Annotated in this window: 16 protein-coding genes and 1 pseudogene; 13 read left to right on the forward strand and 4 right to left on the reverse strand. The window is 54.6% G+C overall.

Features of this window, described 5'->3' with window-relative positions; all coding sequences use genetic code 11:
* Positions 1 to 2: 2 nt before the first annotated feature.
* From purE to HBA49_RS09200, 4 genes and pseudogenes are all read right to left on the reverse strand, one after another.
* Positions 3 to 503 carry a 5-(carboxyamino)imidazole ribonucleotide mutase gene (gene purE, locus HBA49_RS09185; RefSeq protein ID WP_034994880.1) on the reverse strand — a complete coding sequence of 167 codons (501 nt, stop codon included), beginning with the start codon at positions 501 to 503 and terminating at the stop codon, positions 3 to 5.
* 198 nt (positions 504 to 701) lie between these two features.
* Positions 702 to 1,867 (reverse strand): annotated as a pseudogene (locus tag HBA49_RS09190) (5-(carboxyamino)imidazole ribonucleotide synthase).
* 401 nt (positions 1,868 to 2,268) lie between these two features.
* Positions 2,269 to 2,751 (reverse strand): YdbT family protein, encoded by a 483-nt coding sequence (locus tag HBA49_RS09195; protein ID WP_005524057.1) that lies wholly within the window; start codon positions 2,749 to 2,751, stop codon positions 2,269 to 2,271.
* A 70-nt stretch (positions 2,752 to 2,821) separates the two neighbouring features.
* On the reverse strand, positions 2,822 to 3,607 hold the full coding sequence (locus tag HBA49_RS09200; protein WP_005524666.1) for a biotin--[acetyl-CoA-carboxylase] ligase: 786 nt from the start codon (positions 3,605 to 3,607) through the stop codon (positions 2,822 to 2,824).
* A 448-nt stretch (positions 3,608 to 4,055) separates the two neighbouring features.
* On the opposite strand from HBA49_RS09200, the gene HBA49_RS09205 reads away from it, so the two are divergent.
* From HBA49_RS09205 to HBA49_RS09265, 13 genes are all read left to right on the forward strand, one after another.
* Positions 4,056 to 5,696, forward strand: coding sequence for an acyl-CoA carboxylase subunit beta (locus HBA49_RS09205; protein ID WP_005520003.1), 1,641 nt, complete (start codon positions 4,056 to 4,058; stop codon positions 5,694 to 5,696).
* Positions 5,697 to 6,366: 670 nt separating this feature from the next.
* A complete protein-coding gene (locus HBA49_RS09210; protein WP_005524451.1) occupies positions 6,367 to 8,007 on the forward strand; it encodes an acyl-CoA carboxylase subunit beta in 1,641 nt (546 codons plus the stop codon).
* Positions 8,008 to 8,039: 32 nt separating this feature from the next.
* Positions 8,040 to 8,255, forward strand: coding sequence for an acyl-CoA carboxylase subunit epsilon (locus HBA49_RS09215; protein ID WP_005519994.1), 216 nt, complete (start codon positions 8,040 to 8,042; stop codon positions 8,253 to 8,255).
* Between the two features lie 455 nt (positions 8,256 to 8,710).
* Complete coding sequence (locus HBA49_RS09220; protein WP_081455663.1) at positions 8,711 to 8,965, forward strand: LacI family DNA-binding transcriptional regulator; 255 nt, start codon at positions 8,711 to 8,713, stop codon at positions 8,963 to 8,965.
* The gene (locus HBA49_RS09225) at positions 8,941 to 9,822 is read left to right on the forward strand and encodes a substrate-binding domain-containing protein (RefSeq protein ID WP_005523981.1); all 882 of its coding nucleotides are present in this window, start codon (positions 8,941 to 8,943) and stop codon (positions 9,820 to 9,822) included. Before HBA49_RS09220 ends, HBA49_RS09225 begins: the two co-directional genes overlap by 25 nt.
* 182 nt (positions 9,823 to 10,004) lie before the next feature.
* Positions 10,005 to 11,600, forward strand: a complete 1,596-nt coding sequence (locus HBA49_RS09230) for a sugar ABC transporter ATP-binding protein (RefSeq protein WP_005524072.1) — start codon at positions 10,005 to 10,007, stop codon at positions 11,598 to 11,600.
* Entirely contained in the window at positions 11,597 to 12,580 is a 984-nt protein-coding gene (locus HBA49_RS09235; RefSeq protein ID WP_005524513.1) for an ABC transporter permease, read from the forward strand. Before HBA49_RS09230 ends, HBA49_RS09235 begins: the two co-directional genes overlap by 4 nt.
* 81 nt (positions 12,581 to 12,661) lie before the next feature.
* Entirely contained in the window at positions 12,662 to 13,621 is a 960-nt protein-coding gene (locus HBA49_RS09240) for a substrate-binding domain-containing protein (protein ID WP_005524395.1), read from the forward strand.
* A 690-nt stretch (positions 13,622 to 14,311) separates the two neighbouring features.
* Positions 14,312 to 15,289 (forward strand): substrate-binding domain-containing protein, encoded by a 978-nt coding sequence (locus HBA49_RS09245; protein ID WP_005523947.1) that lies wholly within the window; start codon positions 14,312 to 14,314, stop codon positions 15,287 to 15,289.
* A 184-nt stretch (positions 15,290 to 15,473) separates the two neighbouring features.
* Positions 15,474 to 15,851, forward strand: coding sequence for a D-ribose pyranase (gene rbsD / locus HBA49_RS09250; RefSeq protein WP_005519979.1), 378 nt, complete (start codon positions 15,474 to 15,476; stop codon positions 15,849 to 15,851).
* An 18-nt stretch (positions 15,852 to 15,869) separates the two neighbouring features.
* Positions 15,870 to 16,778, forward strand: a complete 909-nt coding sequence (locus HBA49_RS09255) for a ribokinase (RefSeq protein WP_005524509.1) — start codon at positions 15,870 to 15,872, stop codon at positions 16,776 to 16,778.
* A 160-nt stretch (positions 16,779 to 16,938) separates the two neighbouring features.
* Complete coding sequence (locus HBA49_RS09260) at positions 16,939 to 17,547, forward strand: Maf family protein (RefSeq protein ID WP_172458847.1); 609 nt, start codon at positions 16,939 to 16,941, stop codon at positions 17,545 to 17,547.
* On the forward strand, positions 17,547 to 17,978 hold the full coding sequence (locus tag HBA49_RS09265) for a DUF3151 domain-containing protein (RefSeq protein ID WP_005524243.1): 432 nt from the start codon (positions 17,547 to 17,549) through the stop codon (positions 17,976 to 17,978). The genes HBA49_RS09260 and HBA49_RS09265 overlap by 1 nt, the downstream gene beginning before the upstream one ends.
* Positions 17,979 to 18,005: the final 27 nt, after the last annotated feature.

An 18,005-nucleotide genomic window follows, 5' to 3' on the forward strand; every position in this document is an offset into this window, starting at 1 on the left:
AGCTACTCCCCTAACAGCAACCGCCGCAACCGGCGGTCTTTCTCCTCCACCTCTAACCGCATCTTCTCCTGGTACTGCGCCATCTGATCCAGCAAGGCCGGATCACCAGCACCCAAAATCCGCACCGCCAACAAGCCGGCATTCTTCGCGCCACCAATCGACACCGTGGCCACCGGAACCCCGGCCGGCATTTGCACAATCGACAACAAGGAATCCATACCATCCAGCGTGTCCAATGCGCGCGGAATACCAATCACCGGCAGTGGCGTCGCCGCAGCAACCATTCCCGGCAAATGCGCCGCCCCACCCGCGCACGCGATAATGCATTTCAGCCCATTACCCTGGGCCGCCCTCGCATACGCCAACATTTTCTCCGGGGTACGATGCGCTGACACCACCCCCACCTCAAACGGAATTCCAAACTCCGCCAAAACCTCCACGGTCGGTTCCACTGTTACCCAATCGGAATCCGATCCCATTATCAAACCCACAAGTGCAGTCATGTAAACCCCTTCAATACAACCTTGTCCATCAGCCTCTATTGGAATAATCCCCATATTACCCACAAATGTAGTTCGAGTAACCCAACTGAAATCATCAATCCGCAATTCACAGAGCAACTACCCCCACTACCCCCATATCCCCTAACAGGGCCAGGTCACAGCTACCGCGCCATGACCTGAACCCGCAACCACAAAAACCTATTCCGGCCACACCGCATGGCTAATAAAATGCGCCGCCGCCCGCGCATCCGCCCGCACCTGGGCCGCATCCGCACCAGACATATTCACATGCCCCAACTTACGACCCGCCCGGTACGTCTTGCCATACAAATGAATTTTCGCCTGCGGGAACCTACGCCACACCTCACGCATCCGCTCCGGCATCGGCATCGCCGGATCCTCCGGTGCCCCCAACGTGTTCGCCATCACCGTCACCGGGGCCATCAACCCCACATCCCCCAGCTGCCAATCCAACACCGCCCGAATATGCTGCTCAAACTGGTCGGTCACGCACCCATCCTGAGTCCAATGGCCAGTGTTATGCGGCCGCATGGCCAACTCATTCACCAAAATCACCGGGCGACCAGCCACATCAATGGTTTCAAATAATTCAACAGCCAACACCCCCGTCACATTCAGCTCCGTAGCAACCAACACCGCCAACGCCTGAGCCTCCTGCTGCAACTCCGCACTCAACCCGGGGCGGGAGCAATCGCCTCCTTACAAATCCCATCCACCTGCACTGACTCCACCACCGGCCACGGCTGAGTCGCCCCGCTCGGAGTCCGCGCCACCATGGCAGACAATTCCCGCACCAACCGAACCTTCTGTTCGGCCATGAGCAACATCCCCGCATCGAGCAGCCTGGTCACCAATTCCACGCATTCCCCCTCGGACTTTGGAAACCACACCCCATGACCGTCATAGCCACCCCGGCGCGCCTTCAAACACACCTCGCCATCAACCTGCCGCCAAAAAGCCTCAATATCAGCCACGCTTTCGATTGCCACAAATCGAGGTACCGGTGCTCCCAAGGCCGCCAAATGTTGCCGCATAACCAATTTGTCCTGCGCATTCACCAAGGCTGTGGGCTGCGGTTGCACGTTCACACCTTCGGCAATCAAGGTGGTGAGATGTTCGGTGGGAACATGCTCGTGGTCGAAGGTCATGACATCGGCGCCGGTGACCGTGCGCCGTAAATCATCAAGGTTGGTGTAGTCGCCAAGGAAAACATCGGAAGTGACTTGCGCAGCGGAAGCATCCCGTGTGCCGGCGAGAAGCCGTAACGATATGCCCAACTCGATGGCTGCGGTGTGCATCATGCGAGCCAATTGGCCATCACCGATGACCGCAACGATGGGCATGCCGGGGGTATGTGCGGCTGGGTTTCCTGACACATCGTTATGAGCTGCGGCGGCTTCCTGGGCTGCGACATCGTTTTGGGCGGGATTATTACAGGTGGGGTGGGTGTTATCAGTCACGCCTTACCACTTTAGGAATCATGGCAGGAATTGGCCAACATCAGGGTGGGTCGCACTAGTCCACCCGCCTTTCCCATGTTTCCCCCAGGTCACCTGGTCAACGCATGTGTTGCGCATATTGCGATCACGGTGCCCCCGACTGAGTTTGGTGTGTTGCAGCGGGTGCGTTGTTGGGGGCACTGGGTCTACGGTGTGACGGCATGGGCGCCCACATTCGGCCTGCCGCGCGGGCACAAGCGTTATAAGCGTTAGCGGGCCCCGAGCCGTTTATGGAGCAAACAGGCTTAAAAGTAGCTGGCCTGTTCTTGGCGCGCCGGGGTGCGGTCCATTGCCGCCAACATTTCTTCTTGCACTCGTCGGCTGTATGCAACATCTCGAAGCACCACCGGCTGCGGTTGGCCTATGACCGTCAAAATGAGTTCGTTTCGTTTTCGGTTGACCGCACGGATAAATTTCAGCGGAATGGTGTGGGTAGTGGGTCGGAGGGTGGCGCTATGGATGATGATGCGTTCATCGTTGACCATGATGCGTCGGTTGCGTAGCCGAATGGTGGGAAGGACAAACCGCCAAAGGGATAGTGCCGCCCAGATTCCCACCATAAGGTTACGTATGTTGGTGTCTAGGAACCATGCCGCTTTGTCGGAGTCCATGTATCCAATGATGATCCAGGTGATGCCGGTAATAATGATGAGTTCCAGCGCGGGGAATAGCATGCTGATATAGGGGCTGGTGACATCGACTCGGAGTCGTTCTTCGCTAGGCATCATAATAATTAAAAGCCTAGTGGATTATGGGGGCAATGTTATCCCCCTGGGGGTCGACCGGGGTTATTGGTTGTTATTGAAGTCGCAGGTGAGTGACGTCGCCGGCGGTGAGTTCGTGCAGGGTGCCTGTTTGGTCTCGGACCTGGAGGCGGCCATCATCTGCAACACCTTCGGCAGTTCCTAATAGTTCGGTGTCATTGGGGAGGATGACGCGAGCGTTTTGTCCGATGGTGGCGGAGACTGCGCGATAGTCGGGCATGAGGGCAGGGTCGTTGGTTTCCCATTGGGTGAGGCGGTGGTGAAGGGCGTTCAGGACGCGGACGGCGAGTTCGTTGCGTTCGTAGGGGATGCCTTCGAGGTGGAGTGAGGTGGCGTGGGGGACGGGGAGTTCCTCTTTGGTGAGTGAGGTGTTGAGTCCGAGTCCGATGACGACTGCAGGTTGGTCGCCGAGGGAGACAGCTTCGGCGAGGATGCCGCAGAGTTTCCGGCCGTCGATGACCAGGTCGTTGGGCCATTTCAGTTGGATTTGGGGGGTGGCGAGGGCGTCGATGAGTGCGAGACCGGTGGCGAGCGGCATGGTGCCGAGGCGGGTGACGGATTCGTGGGGTGGGCGGATAAGGATGGAGAGGGGCATTTGGGAGCGGGGTGGGGCGCTGAAGCTGCGTCCCATGCGGCCGCGGCCGGCGGTTTGGTGATCGGTGAGGAAGGCGGTCCAGGCAGGGGCGCCGTCATGAGCTGCGGCAACGAGTTCGGTGTTGGTGGAGCTGACTTCGGGGAAGTATTCGATGCGTTGGTAGGGTCCGTTGGCGATGAGCTGGGTGCGAAGGTAGTCGATATCGAGGGGGTCGCGGTTATCCATGGCGACTATGGTACGTTACCCCCGTCTCATTGGCGGGGTGAGTGTACTTGGGGCAGGGGTATGTTTCGGGGTGCTATCTATCCCAGCTTTTGCTTGTCGACGCCGGTTTGTGCGGGTTAGCCGTGGTCTTAGGCTTTTCGACGTTCAGGTTAACCTTAGTTTTTCTGCGGCTATTCTATGTGGTTTTCATGGTGATTTGTCTGATTTCCGGACCGAAATACACATTTCAGTGTGGTTTTGTTTTTGATTAGTCATGATTATAGGCTTTTTCGGACACCACAGACAGGGGCACCTATGCGGCAACTGAATTCAAAGTGTGAACTAAATTACTTTTAGCCACCGAAACAGGCACTATGCAGCGACTTTAAATCAAAAACATGATGAAATCCTCAACTTTTTTGCCTTAGCCCCTAGAAACTATAAAAATCCTCATCTAGAATCCCAAAACATGACTATTTCCTCACCTTTGATTGATGTTGCTTCCCTACCGGATGTCAGCACTACTGCTGGCAAGATTGCTGATCTTAAGGCTCGTCGTATTGATGCAGCTTCTCCTGTTGGTAGGGCAGCCCAGAAAAAGGTACGCGACAATGGTCGCCTCACCGCGCGTGATCGCCTGGATTATCTACTTGACCCGCATTCCTTTGTGGAAATTGACCAATTAGCCCGTCACCGTACTTATGATTTCGGTATGCGCAGCAAGCGACCTGCTACGGATGGCATTATCACCGGTTGGGGCACGATTGATGGTCGGGAAGTGTGCGTGTTCTCCCAAGATGGCACCGTATTTGGCGGCGCCCTGGGTGAGGTTTATGGCGAAAAAATGTGCAAGCTCATGGAGCTAGCTGTTACCACCGGCCGTCCGCTCATTGGCCTGTATGAAGGGGCCGGTGCCCGTATCCAAGATGGTGCCGTTTCCTTAGATTTGATTGCCCAAACGTTCTACCACAACATTAATGCTTCTGGCGTGGTCCCCCAGATTTCGGTGATTATGGGTTCATGCGCCGGCGGCAATGCTTATTCCCCCGCCTTGACCGACTTCGTGGTCATGGTGGATAAGACCTCCAAGATGTTTGTGACCGGCCCGGATGTGATTAAGACCGTCACCAGCGAGGATATTTCGCAAGAGGAATTGGGTGGCGCTAGCGTACATATGCGCCAGGCTGGCAACTCCCACTACACGGCTTCTTCCGATGAGGATGCCTTGGACTTCGTGGTCGACCTGGTGAGTTACCTGCCGTCTAATAACCGGGAGTTCGCCCCCACTAGCGATTTCGAGCCGGAGGAGGGTTCTTTAGAGGAAAACATGAATCCGGATGATCTGCGGCTGGATTCCATCATCCCGGACTCCCCCACCGTTCCTTACGATGTGCGCGAGGTCATTGAATCCATCACCGATGATGGCGAATACCTGGAGATCCAGGCCGATCGTGCCGAAAACGTTGTGGTGGCTTTCGGCCGGGTCGAAGGGCAATCCGTGGGGTTTGTTGCTAACCAACCCACCTGCCTGGCTGGCTGCCTCGATATTGATGCTTCGGAAAAGGCAGCCCGGTTCATCCGTACCTGCGACTCTTTCAACATTCCCATCGTAATGCTGGTTGACGTACCAGGTTTCCTGCCCGGCTCCGGCCAGGAACACAACGGTATTCTGCGGCGCGGGGCTAAGCTGCTCTACGCCTATGGTGAGGCTACCGTCCCGAAGATCACCGTCACCATGCGCAAGGCCTACGGCGGGGCTTATTGCGTGATGGGTTCCAAGGGCCTGGGCGCCGATGTGAATCTGGCTTGGCCCACCGCCCAGATCGCGGTGATGGGTGCCGCTGGCGCAGTCGGGTTCCTGCACCGTCGGGATTTGAAGGCCGCTAAGGAGAAGGGGCTGGATGATTCCGAGCTGCAAGAACTGCAGAAGCTGTTCGAGAAGGAATACGAGGATCATATGTTGAATCCGTATTTGGCTGCTGAGCGTGGGCTGATTGACGCGGTCATTCTGCCTTCGGAAACTCGCGGCCAGATTTCCCGAAATCTGCGGCTGCTGCGGAATAAGCATGTGAATCGGCCGGCCCGGAAGCACGGCAATATTCCGCTCTAAATCAGTACTTCACGACATTGATGGTGGTCCCAATAATCATCTGGGACGGCTGCCAGCTCCGCGACAGGCAAAATGCTGGCCACTGCCACCATCATAAATAACTCAAAATCGAATAGGATTTCGAGACTCGAAAACCTACCAGCTGCCGCAATCGTCTTCGTATTGTGGGTGCATCGCATGCCTTCTCAAGGGGATTGTCAACCCCCTTGCCTCCTTAATAACTGCGACTCATGCGAATGCAGAAACCACTGATCCGCAAGGCTGATGGTGATGGGGCTGGTAGGTTTTCTTGGCGTTTCTTACCCCCGTTATCCCCTTTTACACCCCACATACTTTCATATGCCCCCATTACCCTCCTTATGGTTGAACACATTCGAATGCGTCCCGATAGGTACACCTCAATAGGTGCGCCCCATCGGGGATACCCGCATAGGGGCGCCCGAAAAACAACCGCGAACAGGGGTACCCACCGGGGGTACCCAAAGGCGTCAAACATACCGGGTGTAATTTGCCCACCCCCACAGTTCGTCAATCCACCACAAGGATAATCGCTGCTCAACCGGCATCACCCCAAGGCGCCTACCCCCGATTGGTGGTTTTTCAGGACGATAAGTCACAAAATTTTCGAACACTTCACAATTTTTGAGGCTTACCCCTACACTGTGAAGTTATGACAGCCGCAACAATCTCACAGCCAGGCACCACAGGTGCCGCAGCACCAGATTTAACCACCACTGCCGGAAAGCTCGCTGATCTGCGGGCCCGCATTGCCGAAACCCATACTCCCATGGGACAGGCATCCGTAGACCGAGTCCATGACGCAGGAAAGAAAACCGCCCGGGAACGCATCGAATATTTGCTCGATGATGGTTCCTTTGTAGAAGTCGACGCCCTGGCTCGCCACCGATCCAAGAATTTCGGCCTGGACGCCAAGCGTCCCATTACCGACGGTGTGGTTACCGGCTACGGCACCATTGATGGTCGTAAAGTGTGCGTCTTTTCGCAAGACGGGGCCATTTTCGGTGGGGCGCTCGGTGAGGTTTACGGCGAAAAAATCGTCAAGATCATGGACTTGGCCATTAAAACTGGCGTGCCGCTCATTGGTATTAACGAAGGCGCCGGCGCCCGCATCCAAGAGGGTGTGGTCTCGCTGGGCCTCTATGCCCAAATTTTCTACCGCAATACCTTGGCGTCGGGTGTGATCCCCCAGATTTCCCTCATCATGGGCGCCTGCGCCGGCGGTCACGTGTATTCCCCCGCCCTGACCGACTTCATCATCATGGTCGATAAGACTTCAAAGATGTTTATCACCGGACCTGATGTTATTAAGACCGTGACCGGTGAAATTGTTACCCAGGAGGAATTGGGTGGCGCGCACACACATATGGGCACCTCGGGCACCTCCCACTATACGGCATCTGACGATGCCGATGCGCTCGACTGGGTGCGGGATTTGGTGGGCTACCTGCCGGCAAATAACCGTGCCGAGGCGCCACGTGAGCCCGCTGACATTATGGTGGGATCGGTTCAGGAAAACATCACCGATTCTGATCTGGAACTTGATACTATTATTCCTGATTCGCCCAACCAGCCATACGACATGAAAGATATCATCACCCACGTGGTTGATGATGGCGACTTCTTCGAAATCCAAGAAGGCTACGCCGGCAATATCATCATTGGCTTTGGCCGGGTCGAAGGCCGATCCGTGGGCGTGGTGGCCAACCAACCCACCGAATTTGCTGGCTGTCTGGATATTCGAGCGGCAGAGAAAGCCGCACGATTTATCCGCACCTGTGATGCCTTCAACATTCCCATCATCGAGTTTGTCGATGTGCCCGGCTTCCTCCCCGGCACCAGCGAGGAATACAACGGCATCATTCGCCGTGGGGCGAAACTGCTGTATGCTTACTCGGAAGCCACCGTCGGCAAGATTACTGTTATTACCCGTAAGTCCTACGGTGGCGCTTATTGCGTGATGGGGTCCAAGGACATGGGCGCCGACCTGGTGTTCGCCTGGCCTACCGCCCAAATTGCGGTGATGGGTGCCGCCGGCGCCGTGGGATTTATTTACCGGAAGGAAATCAAAGCCGCCGCCGACCGGGGCGAGGATGTGGTGGCCGTCGCTAAGAAATACGAGCAGGAATACGAAACAACACTGGTCAACCCCTATATGGCTGCGGAACGCGGTTTCGTAGATGCGGTTATCCCACCGTCAGAAACCCGTGGTCAAATCATCGAGGGGTTGCGACTACTCGATCGTAAGGTAGTGAATATGCCGGCCAAGAAGCACGGTAATATTCCGCTATAACTAACTAGCTTTTCGACGTGAGGAAATTCCCAATGTCCGACCAAAAACCATTCCTACGGATCATCAAGGGCAATCCCAGTGATGTTGAGGTGGCCACCCTCACGGCGTTATTTGCCACCATGGCGAATAACGCCGCCTCGGCTGCTGCCCCGGAGCGTGAACGTAACCTGTGGGGAAATGTCTCTGAACGCCTGCATCGGCCTATGATCTATAACCCATCGGCATTTAGGAATGTCAGCTTCTACTAAGTGACATTCAAATAACATTCCGGTCTTTATCACATGTGATAAAGACCGGGATTTCGTGTTCTATCCCACCTATTTGGGGGGAGGTGACCAAATTTTCAATTGGCGAGGTACCAGGTAAATTCTTATAAGTAGCAAGAGTACCTAGGCACAATTCGCACCCACATAATTTATGAGAATCACTACTGATATCAAGGTTGTCGATATGCAAAAAGGACATGATATAGGGGTTATTTGTGGTTTTCCAACCATAGGGACGTCGAAAAGCATGGTGTGCAAAATTAGTCAAAATCATTGATTTCTGACACATTCGCTATCGACAACTTAAAAAGATTTTTCATATTTTTTGGCTAATTCCTATTGTCTTTTTCGGCGGCCTACGATAGGTTGTGTTTTAAGAGTCATGCAAACGTTTGCGTGACCCCCAATACTGATAAAACGCGGAAGAAGCTAATCCCATGGCAGATAACCCCATCTCGCCACGCGGCCGAGAAAACACACACCCCACCGAGCAGAATCGACGAACTGGTCCCCATAGCGCCGCCGCCAATCGCCCTGGTCGACGCCGAGCACATCGGGGCAATGGTGCCACGTTGAAGGACATAGCCGAACTCACTGGCCTGTCTGTTAGTACCGTATCGCGTGCGCTATCACGCAACCCTGTCATCCCCGCCCCCACCCGAGAGTCGTGGAAAAAGCGGCGGCAGAATTAAAATATCGGCCCAATGCTCAGGCACGCGCCTTGCGGAATGCCCGCACCAATATTATCGGCGTGCTGGTGCCCGATATCCAAAACCCCTTCTTCTCTACCCTGGCCGCCTCAATCCACAAGGCAGCATATGAGAACGGGTTTTCGATGCTACTGAGCCACACTGACGAAAAACCCGATCGGCTTAACCGAGCATTAGAAATGCTGGGTCGCCAACGAGTCGACGGTATCATCGTGGTTCCTCATATCCAATCGGCTCGCGCAACCTTGGAACTGCATGATTCCGGCATGCCCATTGTTGCCGCTGACCGTCTTATTCCCCATTCGATCATCCCCTCAGTCACCGCCGACGCAGTCCCAGGCATCACGGATGCACTCATGGCGCTATCCGCGCTGCCGAACGCAAAAATCGGATACCTGGCCGGCCCCCAGGACACCTCAACCGGGCAGGAACGCCTCAATTTGGTGAAAGAAATTTCGAAAGAAATGGGATTGGAACCGCCAACAATCTTCTTCGGCGGTTACCAAGAATTGGCAGGGTTTGAAGGCACAATAGACCTGTTGGAGCAGGGGGTGAACTGTATTTTAGCTAGTGACACCATGATGACCACAGGTGCTGTGGAAGCGTTGCGCGAGAAAAATCTCAAGATCGGCAAGCATGTGGCCTTAGTGGGGTATGACGACACACAATTATTCCGTCTGCAAAACCCACCGCTTAGTGTCATTGACCAAAATGTCACACTCATTGGTAAGAAAGCATTCGAAATGCTTTACGACTACATCACCTTGGAGAAGGCACCGAAGAGCATGAAGATCCCGTCAATCTATCGGGGTCGTGGTTCCACAATGCTTGCCCCATAACGGGCGTAGCAAAATTTCAACAATTCGGTAACAACTTTGAAGCCGGTACAAAACAACCTTAAAATATACAAAGGTTGTTTTGGGCCGGCTTTTTAGTTCCATTGCTCTAGCTGATAATTTATCCCAATTCATTCCCACTCTCACCACTGATGTAGTGACGATTTTTAAGGAGGCATACATACATGTCGAGTCCCTACAGACGTCCTCACACACAATCTACCAACGAACCACCAGCTGACATAGATGATGATTCGTCAGCGATTCTCCAGCTCAAAGAGGTTTCTAAATCTTTTGGTCCCGTCAATGTGATTGATCGGGTCAGTATTAATGTTCGCCCCGGCCAAGTACACGCGCTTCTCGGCGAAAACGGGGCAGGCAAATCAACCCTTATTAAAATGATGTCGGGGGTATATCAACCCGATTCCGGTGCCATTATTATTGATGGCAAGCAAACCCACTTACCTACCAGCAAAGCCGCGGAAGACCTGGGCATTGCCACCATCCACCAAGAACTCAACCTAGTTCCCACCATGACCGTGGCCGAAAACGTCATGCTTGGCCGCTTCCCTACCCACTATGGCCTGGTTAACCACCGCAAATTAGATGCCCTAGCCCAGGAAGCCTTAGATCTCATTGGTGTGGATGTAAAACTCAACGATCGCATCGGTAACCTGGGCATTGCCCGACAGCAAATGGTGGAAATTGCTAAGGCACTCTCTATGCATGCCCGCATTCTCATCCTGGATGAACCCACCGCAGCCCTCACCGACCACGAAATTGAACAACTCTTCAAGGTGATCCGCGACCTCAAGGCCCAAAACGTGGCCATGGTTTTTATCTCCCACCACCTTGACGAAATCGCCGAAATCGCCGACACGGTCTCGGTATTACGCGACGGCCAGCTTATCGACGAAGTACCCGCCACCACCAGCGAAGCAGAACTCGTGCGCCTCATGGTGGGACGAGAAATTACCAATCAATATCCCCGTGAATCCCACCCAATAGGTGACCCACTCCTTGTAGTCAAAGATTTAAGCAGCGACGATAAATTTCAGAATGTATCGTTCACCGTGCACGCCGGTGAAATTGTGGGCATGGCCGGCCTAGTGGGTGCCGGACGCACCGAGGTTATCCGCGCCATCGCCGGCTGCGACCCCGTCACGGGGGGAACCGTTATGGTCAATAATCACCCCCTTAAACTAGGTGATATTCGTCATGCTATCCGGGCCGGCATTGGGCATGTTCCCGAAGACCGCAAAGCCCAGGGACTCGTCCTGGGCGCTAGTGTCAATGAAAACCTAGGCTTCGCCACCCTGCAATCTACCTCCCGTTTCGGTCTCGCCGACCGACGCGGCCAAAAACAACGAGCCACCAAGGTTGCGAAACAATTACGCATCCGCATGGCCTCAATTGACCAGCCAGTCAAAGATCTTTCCGGTGGTAACCAACAAAAAACCGTCTTCGGCCGATGGGTGCTGGCCAACTCCCAGGTGCTGCTACTCGACGAACCCACCCGAGGCGTCGATGTGGGGGCCAAGGTGGAAATCTACCAACTCATCAATAGCATCACCAGCGCGGGTGGTGCAGTGCTCATGGTGTCATCCGAATTACCAGAAGTCATCGGCATGTCCGACCGGATTCTCGTCATGTCCGGCGGTCGACTAGCCGGCGAATTACCAGCAGGATCCTCCCAGGACGACATTATGGCACTAGCCGTTTCACATGTAGAAGATGCACTGCAAGATGCAGTTTTAGAGGAAATTACGGAGGAATCATGAGCCATACCCTCACGGCCACCAGACCAGCGTCGAAAAGCACAGCCCCGCACCCCATCGTCAACTGGATGATCAATAACGGTGCCCTCGTGGGGCTCATCATCATATGTGTGGGACTGTTCATCGCCACCCCACACTTTCTCACCACCACAAACCTCATCAATGTGGGTATTCAAACCGCTACCGTCGCCATTTTGGCATTCGGCATGACCTTCGTTATTGTGTCCGCCGGCATCGACCTCGCGGTAGGATCCGTGGCCGCATGTTCCGCCATGGTGTCGGCCGTATGCTTCGCCAAACTTGGTCTACCCGACTGGCTCATGATTATCGTTGGCCTGCTCGTAGGGCTTCTCGCCGGGGCGATCTCCGGCCTGGCCATCGCCTATGGTCGCCTCACTGCCTTTATTGCCACCCTAGCCATGATGTCCATCGCCCGCGGCGTCACTCTAGTGATCTCTAAGGGCAACCCAATGTCCGCCCCACCTTCGGTCACCATGCTGGGTAAAAACTATTTCGGCATTCCCATGCCCATCGTCATGATGGCATTATCAGGAGTGATCTGCTGGTTTATCTTGTCTCGCACAGTTATCGGCCGAAACATGTACGCAATCGGCGGTAATGAGGAAGCAGCCCGCCTCTCCGGTATCCCCGTGAAAAGCATCCAAGTAATTGTGTACTGTCTCTCAGGCCTTTTCGCCGGCCTCGCAGGGCTCGTTATCATGGGCCGCTTATCATCCGCACAACCCCAGGCCGCCTTGGGCTATGAGCTCGACGCCATTGCGGCAGTCGTCATCGGCGGGGCATCACTTGCTGGTGGTTCCGGCAAAGCCTCCGGCACCTTGGTGGGCGCAATTCTGCTAGCGGTTATTCGTAACGGCCTCAATATTTTGAATGTGCCATCATTCTGGCAACAAATTGTGATCGGCATCGTTATCGCCCTCGCGGTAGGTTTTGACGTAGTTCGCAACAAAACCAGTACCTAATTCACATGTTTTACGATACATTTAATGTGACTTCATTTTAGAAGCCGCAAATTGTTCTTGTTCCGAAAGGGTTCTACCTGTATGTTCAGCACTAAGCTTCGCAAAACACTTGCGGTCGTAGCCTCAGCAACTTTGCTTTGCACCAGTCTCACTGCCTGCAACCGCGACTCCGGCGGCAACAATGCCGCTGGTGATAGCGCAAACAAGTCAATCACCTTCGCTCTGTCCACCCAAGCCAACTCCTTCATGGTGAAGATGCGCGAAGGAGCCCAGAAAAAGGCCGATGAGCTGGGCCTCACCATCAACTTCCAAGACGCATCCGACGACTCCGCCACCCAGGCCAACCAGCTGGCCAATGCTGCGGCAACCGGCGCCGGGGCGGTCATTGTGAATCCCACCGACTCCGATGCCATGGCACCGGCTGTCAAGCAATTAACTGATGCAAAAATCCCAGTCGTGGCGGTCGACCGCGCCGTCAATAACGCGGAAGTATCTTCCTACATTGCTTCCGACAACGTGGGTGGCGGTAAGCAAGCCGCTAAGGCCTTGTCTGAGGCAATCCATGGGGAGGGCGAAATCCTGGTGTTGCAAGGCAAGACCGGCTCCTCAGCCTCCCGGGAACGGGGCCAGGGCTTCGACGAAGGTTTGAAAGACAGCCCCAATATCAAGGTTGTTGCCAAGCAAACCGCCGAGTTTGAACGGGTCAAGGGCCTGGACGTGACCACGAACCTGTTGCAGGCACACCCGAATGTCAAGGCCATTTTCGCAGAAAACGATGAGATGGCCCTGGGCGCCATTGAGGCCTTGGGCGATAAGGCCGGCAAGGATGTGATCGTGGTTGGCTTCGATGGTGTTGAGGATGCGTTGAAGGCCATCAAGGAAGGCACCATGTATGCTTCTATCGCCCAGCAGCCTGCCGATATGGCGGCACAAGCCGTAGTTGAGGCTTCAAAACTGCTCAAGGGAGAAGCCGCCACCAAAGAAATGCAGGTGGATGTGGTGACCGTCACCAAAGACAATGTTGACAAGTTCAGCGGCTAAGGTATACCGCTAAAAAACTAAAGGCAGGTGGAATGCTTCGGCCCCACCTGCCTTTGGTTTCCCATGCTGTGGATGGTTTCGGCAAAGCCCCGCAATCATGCCTAGGGTAATCCTCGCCAATAGTCATCCGCAATAGTTTTAATCCCTGCGAATGTGGAACTTACTCAGCTTCTGTCATCATTTCAGCAGCAAACGACACATTCAGCCACCTAGAAGATCAGACTGCCAAAGAACGCCGAACTCCCATGGTCATCCTCTGGAAACGGCAAAAACCGAGGTAAACGACATATTTTTATGATTTCCCGCCACAAACGGTTATTTTCTCGCAATACGCCTGAATAAGCTTGCCAATGATGATCGGTATCGCTATCACTACCCCCAATGGTAGGGTTTGACGTCATTCGCAATGAAATCGGTATCTAATTCACATATTTCACGATATATTTGATATGACTTCATTTTAGAAGCTGCAAATTATTCTTGAAGTTTATTCAGTTCCCGGGTCGCCCGCCATGCTTCTGGTGGTCCTAAAACCACCGAGATGCATAACCGTTACTTGAGAATTGGCAAAAACACAAGGTAAATAGCCATATCCTTCAGTATTTTGCTGCCCAGCTACTATCTACCAATATGATTGTTTCCCATCAATACGCCTGAATAAGCTTCCCTTTCCGAAAGGGTTCTACCTGTATGTTCAGCACTAAGCTTCGCAAAACACTTGCGGTCGTAGCCTCAGCAACTTTGCTTTGCGCCGGTCTCGCTGCCTGCAACCGCGACTCCGGCGGCAACAATGCCACCGGCGATCACACCACAACCGGCAGCGCCTCCGCCAAGACAATCACCTTCGCCCTGTCCACCCAAGCCAACCCCTTCTTTGTGCAAATGCGTGAAAGCGCCCAGAAAAAGGCCGATGAGCTGGGTCTTGCCATCAATTTCCAGGATGCAGCCGATGATTCCGCCACCCAATCTAACCAGTTGGCCAATGCCGCGGCTTCCGGCACTGGCGTGGTGATTATCAACCCCACAGACTCCGACGCCATGGCGCCGGCAGTGCAACAATTAGTTGATGAAAAAATCCCAGTCGTGGCGGTCGACCGCGCCGTCAATAACGCGAATGTTGCCTCCTATATCGCTTCCGATAACGAAACCGGCGGCAAGCAAGCCGCTAAGGTCCTATCGGATGCCATCAACGGGGAGGGCGAAATCCTGGTGTTGCAAGGCAAGACCGGCTCCTCAGCCTCCCGGGAACGAGGCAAGGGTTTTGATGAAGGGCTCAAAGACAACCCCAATATCAAGGTTGTTGCTAAGCAAACCGCCGAATTTGAGCGCGCCAAGGGCCTGGATGTGACCACGAACCTGCTACAAGCCCATCCGAACGTCAAGGCCATTTTCGCAGAAAACGATGAGATGGCCCTAGGCGCCATTGAAGCATTAGGAAGCAAGGCGGGGAAAGACGTGAAGGTAATCGGCTTCGACGGCGCCGAAGATGCGCTAAAGGCCATCAAAGACGGTCGCATGTATGCGTCGATTGCCCAACAACCCGTAAAAATGGCGGAGCAGGCCGTGATCGAGGCTTCGAAACTGTTAAAGGGGGAAACCGCCACCAAGAAGATGCAGGTGGAGGTTGTGGCAGCGACGAAAGAGAATGTTGACAAGTTCAGCAGCTAAGGTATAAACCTGAGACCAAAGCAGGTGGAGTGCTCCAGCTCTACCTGCTTCTTATTTTGCTTACACTATTACTCTCCCTACCTGCGTCAAGAAGCATAGGCTTATCGACGCAGGCTAACTAAGTAGTACGCTAAGTAAAATCTTTCTCTTCAACTGACCGATCTAGAACAAGAATGTGACTATCATGAAACGTGATGGATTGCTGAATCCTCAATTGAACCAGGCTATTGCCCGCCTAGGCCATACCGATACCTTTGCCATCTGCGACTGCGGTCTCCCGCTCCCTCCCCAGGCAAGAATTATTGACCTGACGCTGATTCATGGGGTCCCTAGCTTTGAACAGGTCGCCGAAGCCATTCTTAAAGAAGTTGTCATCGAAAAAGTCACCATCGCCACCCAAACCCCCGATGTGATAATCAACACATTACCGGCGGATGCGCCCATAACGAAGATAGATCATGAAGACTTTAAGAAGCAGATCAATGACTGCACTTTCGTCGTTCGCACTGGTTCTACCACGCCTTATGCAAACGCGATTTATTACTGTGGAGTCTCGTTTTAATAGTTTTGAGGAGCTCTTATGAGCATTATCGTTGTTGGCTCAATCAACGCCGACCTGGCGGTACAGGTCCATCGTCACCCTAAACCCGGCGAAACGCTTATGGGTAGCGGGGGCACGATTACCCCCGGGGGTAAGGGTGCAAATCAGGCGGTCGCGGCAGCACTCCAGGGTGCATCGGTGCGCTTTGTTGGTGCCGTCGGTAATGATGCCTACGCCACCCCCGCATTACGATGCCTCACCAAATCCGGAGTCGACCTCACCGGTATCAGCCACGTTGAGGACACCACCGGCCTAGCCGTCATCGCAATCTCGGCCGATGGTGAAAACACCATCATCGTCATACCCGGCGCGAATGCCTGGGTCGATGCAGAAGCGGTGAAGCAGCATGCCACTGACATTGCTGCCGCCGATATCGTGTTGCTCCAGGGTGAGATTCCCGCCGAGGGTTTCCAGGCAGCAGTTGATGCCGCCACTCACCGCGTGGTGATTAACCTTGCCCCGGTTGTCCCCGTGGATCGTGATGCTCTGCTCCAAGCAGATCCGCTCATGGCGAATGAACACGAAGCCGCCCTGGTGCTGCAACAATTAGGCCATGAAGTCGCCGAAGAAGACAGCAAGAATCCAGAGAAGCTGGCCGCAGACCTATTGGATGCTGGTTTCGCCTCTGTGGTGCTCACCTTGGGGGCTGCCGGTGCCTTGGTGGCTACCCCGGAGGGCAGCGAGCTTGTGCCTTCCCCTAAGGTCACCGCGGTGGACACCACCGGCGCCGGTGATGCATTCGCTGGTGCCCTGGTGGCCCGGCTGGATGCCGGAGATTCGCTCCTGGATGCCGCCCATCATGCAGTGCGAGTGGCCGCTTATGCTGTCACTGGTCGAGGCGCCCAAGACTCCTATCCCACGAAGGATGACCAACTGCCGCAGGTGTAGGGCACCAAGAACACATCGATAATATTCGAGGACAGGGTATGTTGGCGTGAGTCAACGTCAATATGCCCTGTCCCCAGTCACTTCCTCATTGCTAGCTTGACGCCGATAGTATCGTCGTCAAGCCACATTGTTATAAACCGAAACCCGCTACAGTATGGGCATGCGTATTATTCTTGCCTCTGGATCCGCATCTCGAAAATCTATTCTAGAATCCGCCGGGATAACACCTGTGCTTCACCCTGCTGATGTAGATGAAGACGCTATTATCGCTACCCTTACCGACGTCGCCCCCGAGGATGTGGTGCTCGCGCTAGCTCATGCTAAGGCAACCATGGTTGCCACCGAGCATCCGCATGATGTGGTGATTGGTGCGGATTCCATGTTGCTGCTCGACGGCGAGCTTCAGGGTAAGCCTCATACCGAGACAGAGGCGATAAACCGCTGGCACAGGCAACGCGGTAAAACCGCGCAGCTCATCACCGGCCATCACATTATTGCGCCGAGCACCAACTATTGCGCGGCAGCGACAACCACCGTGCGGTTTGCCGCGGACATCACTGATGCCGACATTGCCGCCTACGCCGCAACTGGGGAACCGTTGCCGTGCGCGGGCGCATTTACGCTAGAGGCCTTGGGTGGTTGGTTTATTGATCGTATCGAAGGGGATCCTTCGAACGTCATTGGGTTATCTCTGCCGGTGGTTCGGCGTGCCCTGTACCATTTTGGGTATGATGTACACGATTTTTGGAACCGTCGAAAAGCAGAATAATGACACAATTTAACGACATGCTTGCCCCGCCACCAATCAAGTTGCCGAAAGACCTGGTGCCCACCCCCATCACCGAGTCTGTGGTGTTGGCACACCCGGCATCACCGTTAGCGTGGGCCACCCTTGCCGAAGAGAAGATCGCTGCGGCCGCTGCTACCCCCGACGATCCGGCAACGCAGGCTGTGGCCTACGCCTATGCCCGTACCGGCTATCACCGCAGCTTGGACCGGCTGCGCGCCAATGGTTGGAAGGGTTGGGGTCCGGTACCGTATTCGCATCTGCCGAATCAGGGCGTGTTGCGTGCGATTGCCGCGCTGGCCCGGGCATCCGTAATGATTGGCGATCAGGCTGAGTATGACCGGTGTCGCCAGATGTTGTCCGACGCGGACCCGGACTGTGTGGGACCGCTGCTTGACGAACCGCTCAAATAGCGCTGAGCCGCTGTGCTTGCAGCTAGC

Origin of the sequence: Corynebacterium matruchotii (genome assembly GCF_011612265.2) — a bacterium.
In the GTDB taxonomy this organism is placed as follows: Bacteria; Actinomycetota; Actinomycetes; order Mycobacteriales; family Mycobacteriaceae; genus Corynebacterium; species Corynebacterium matruchotii.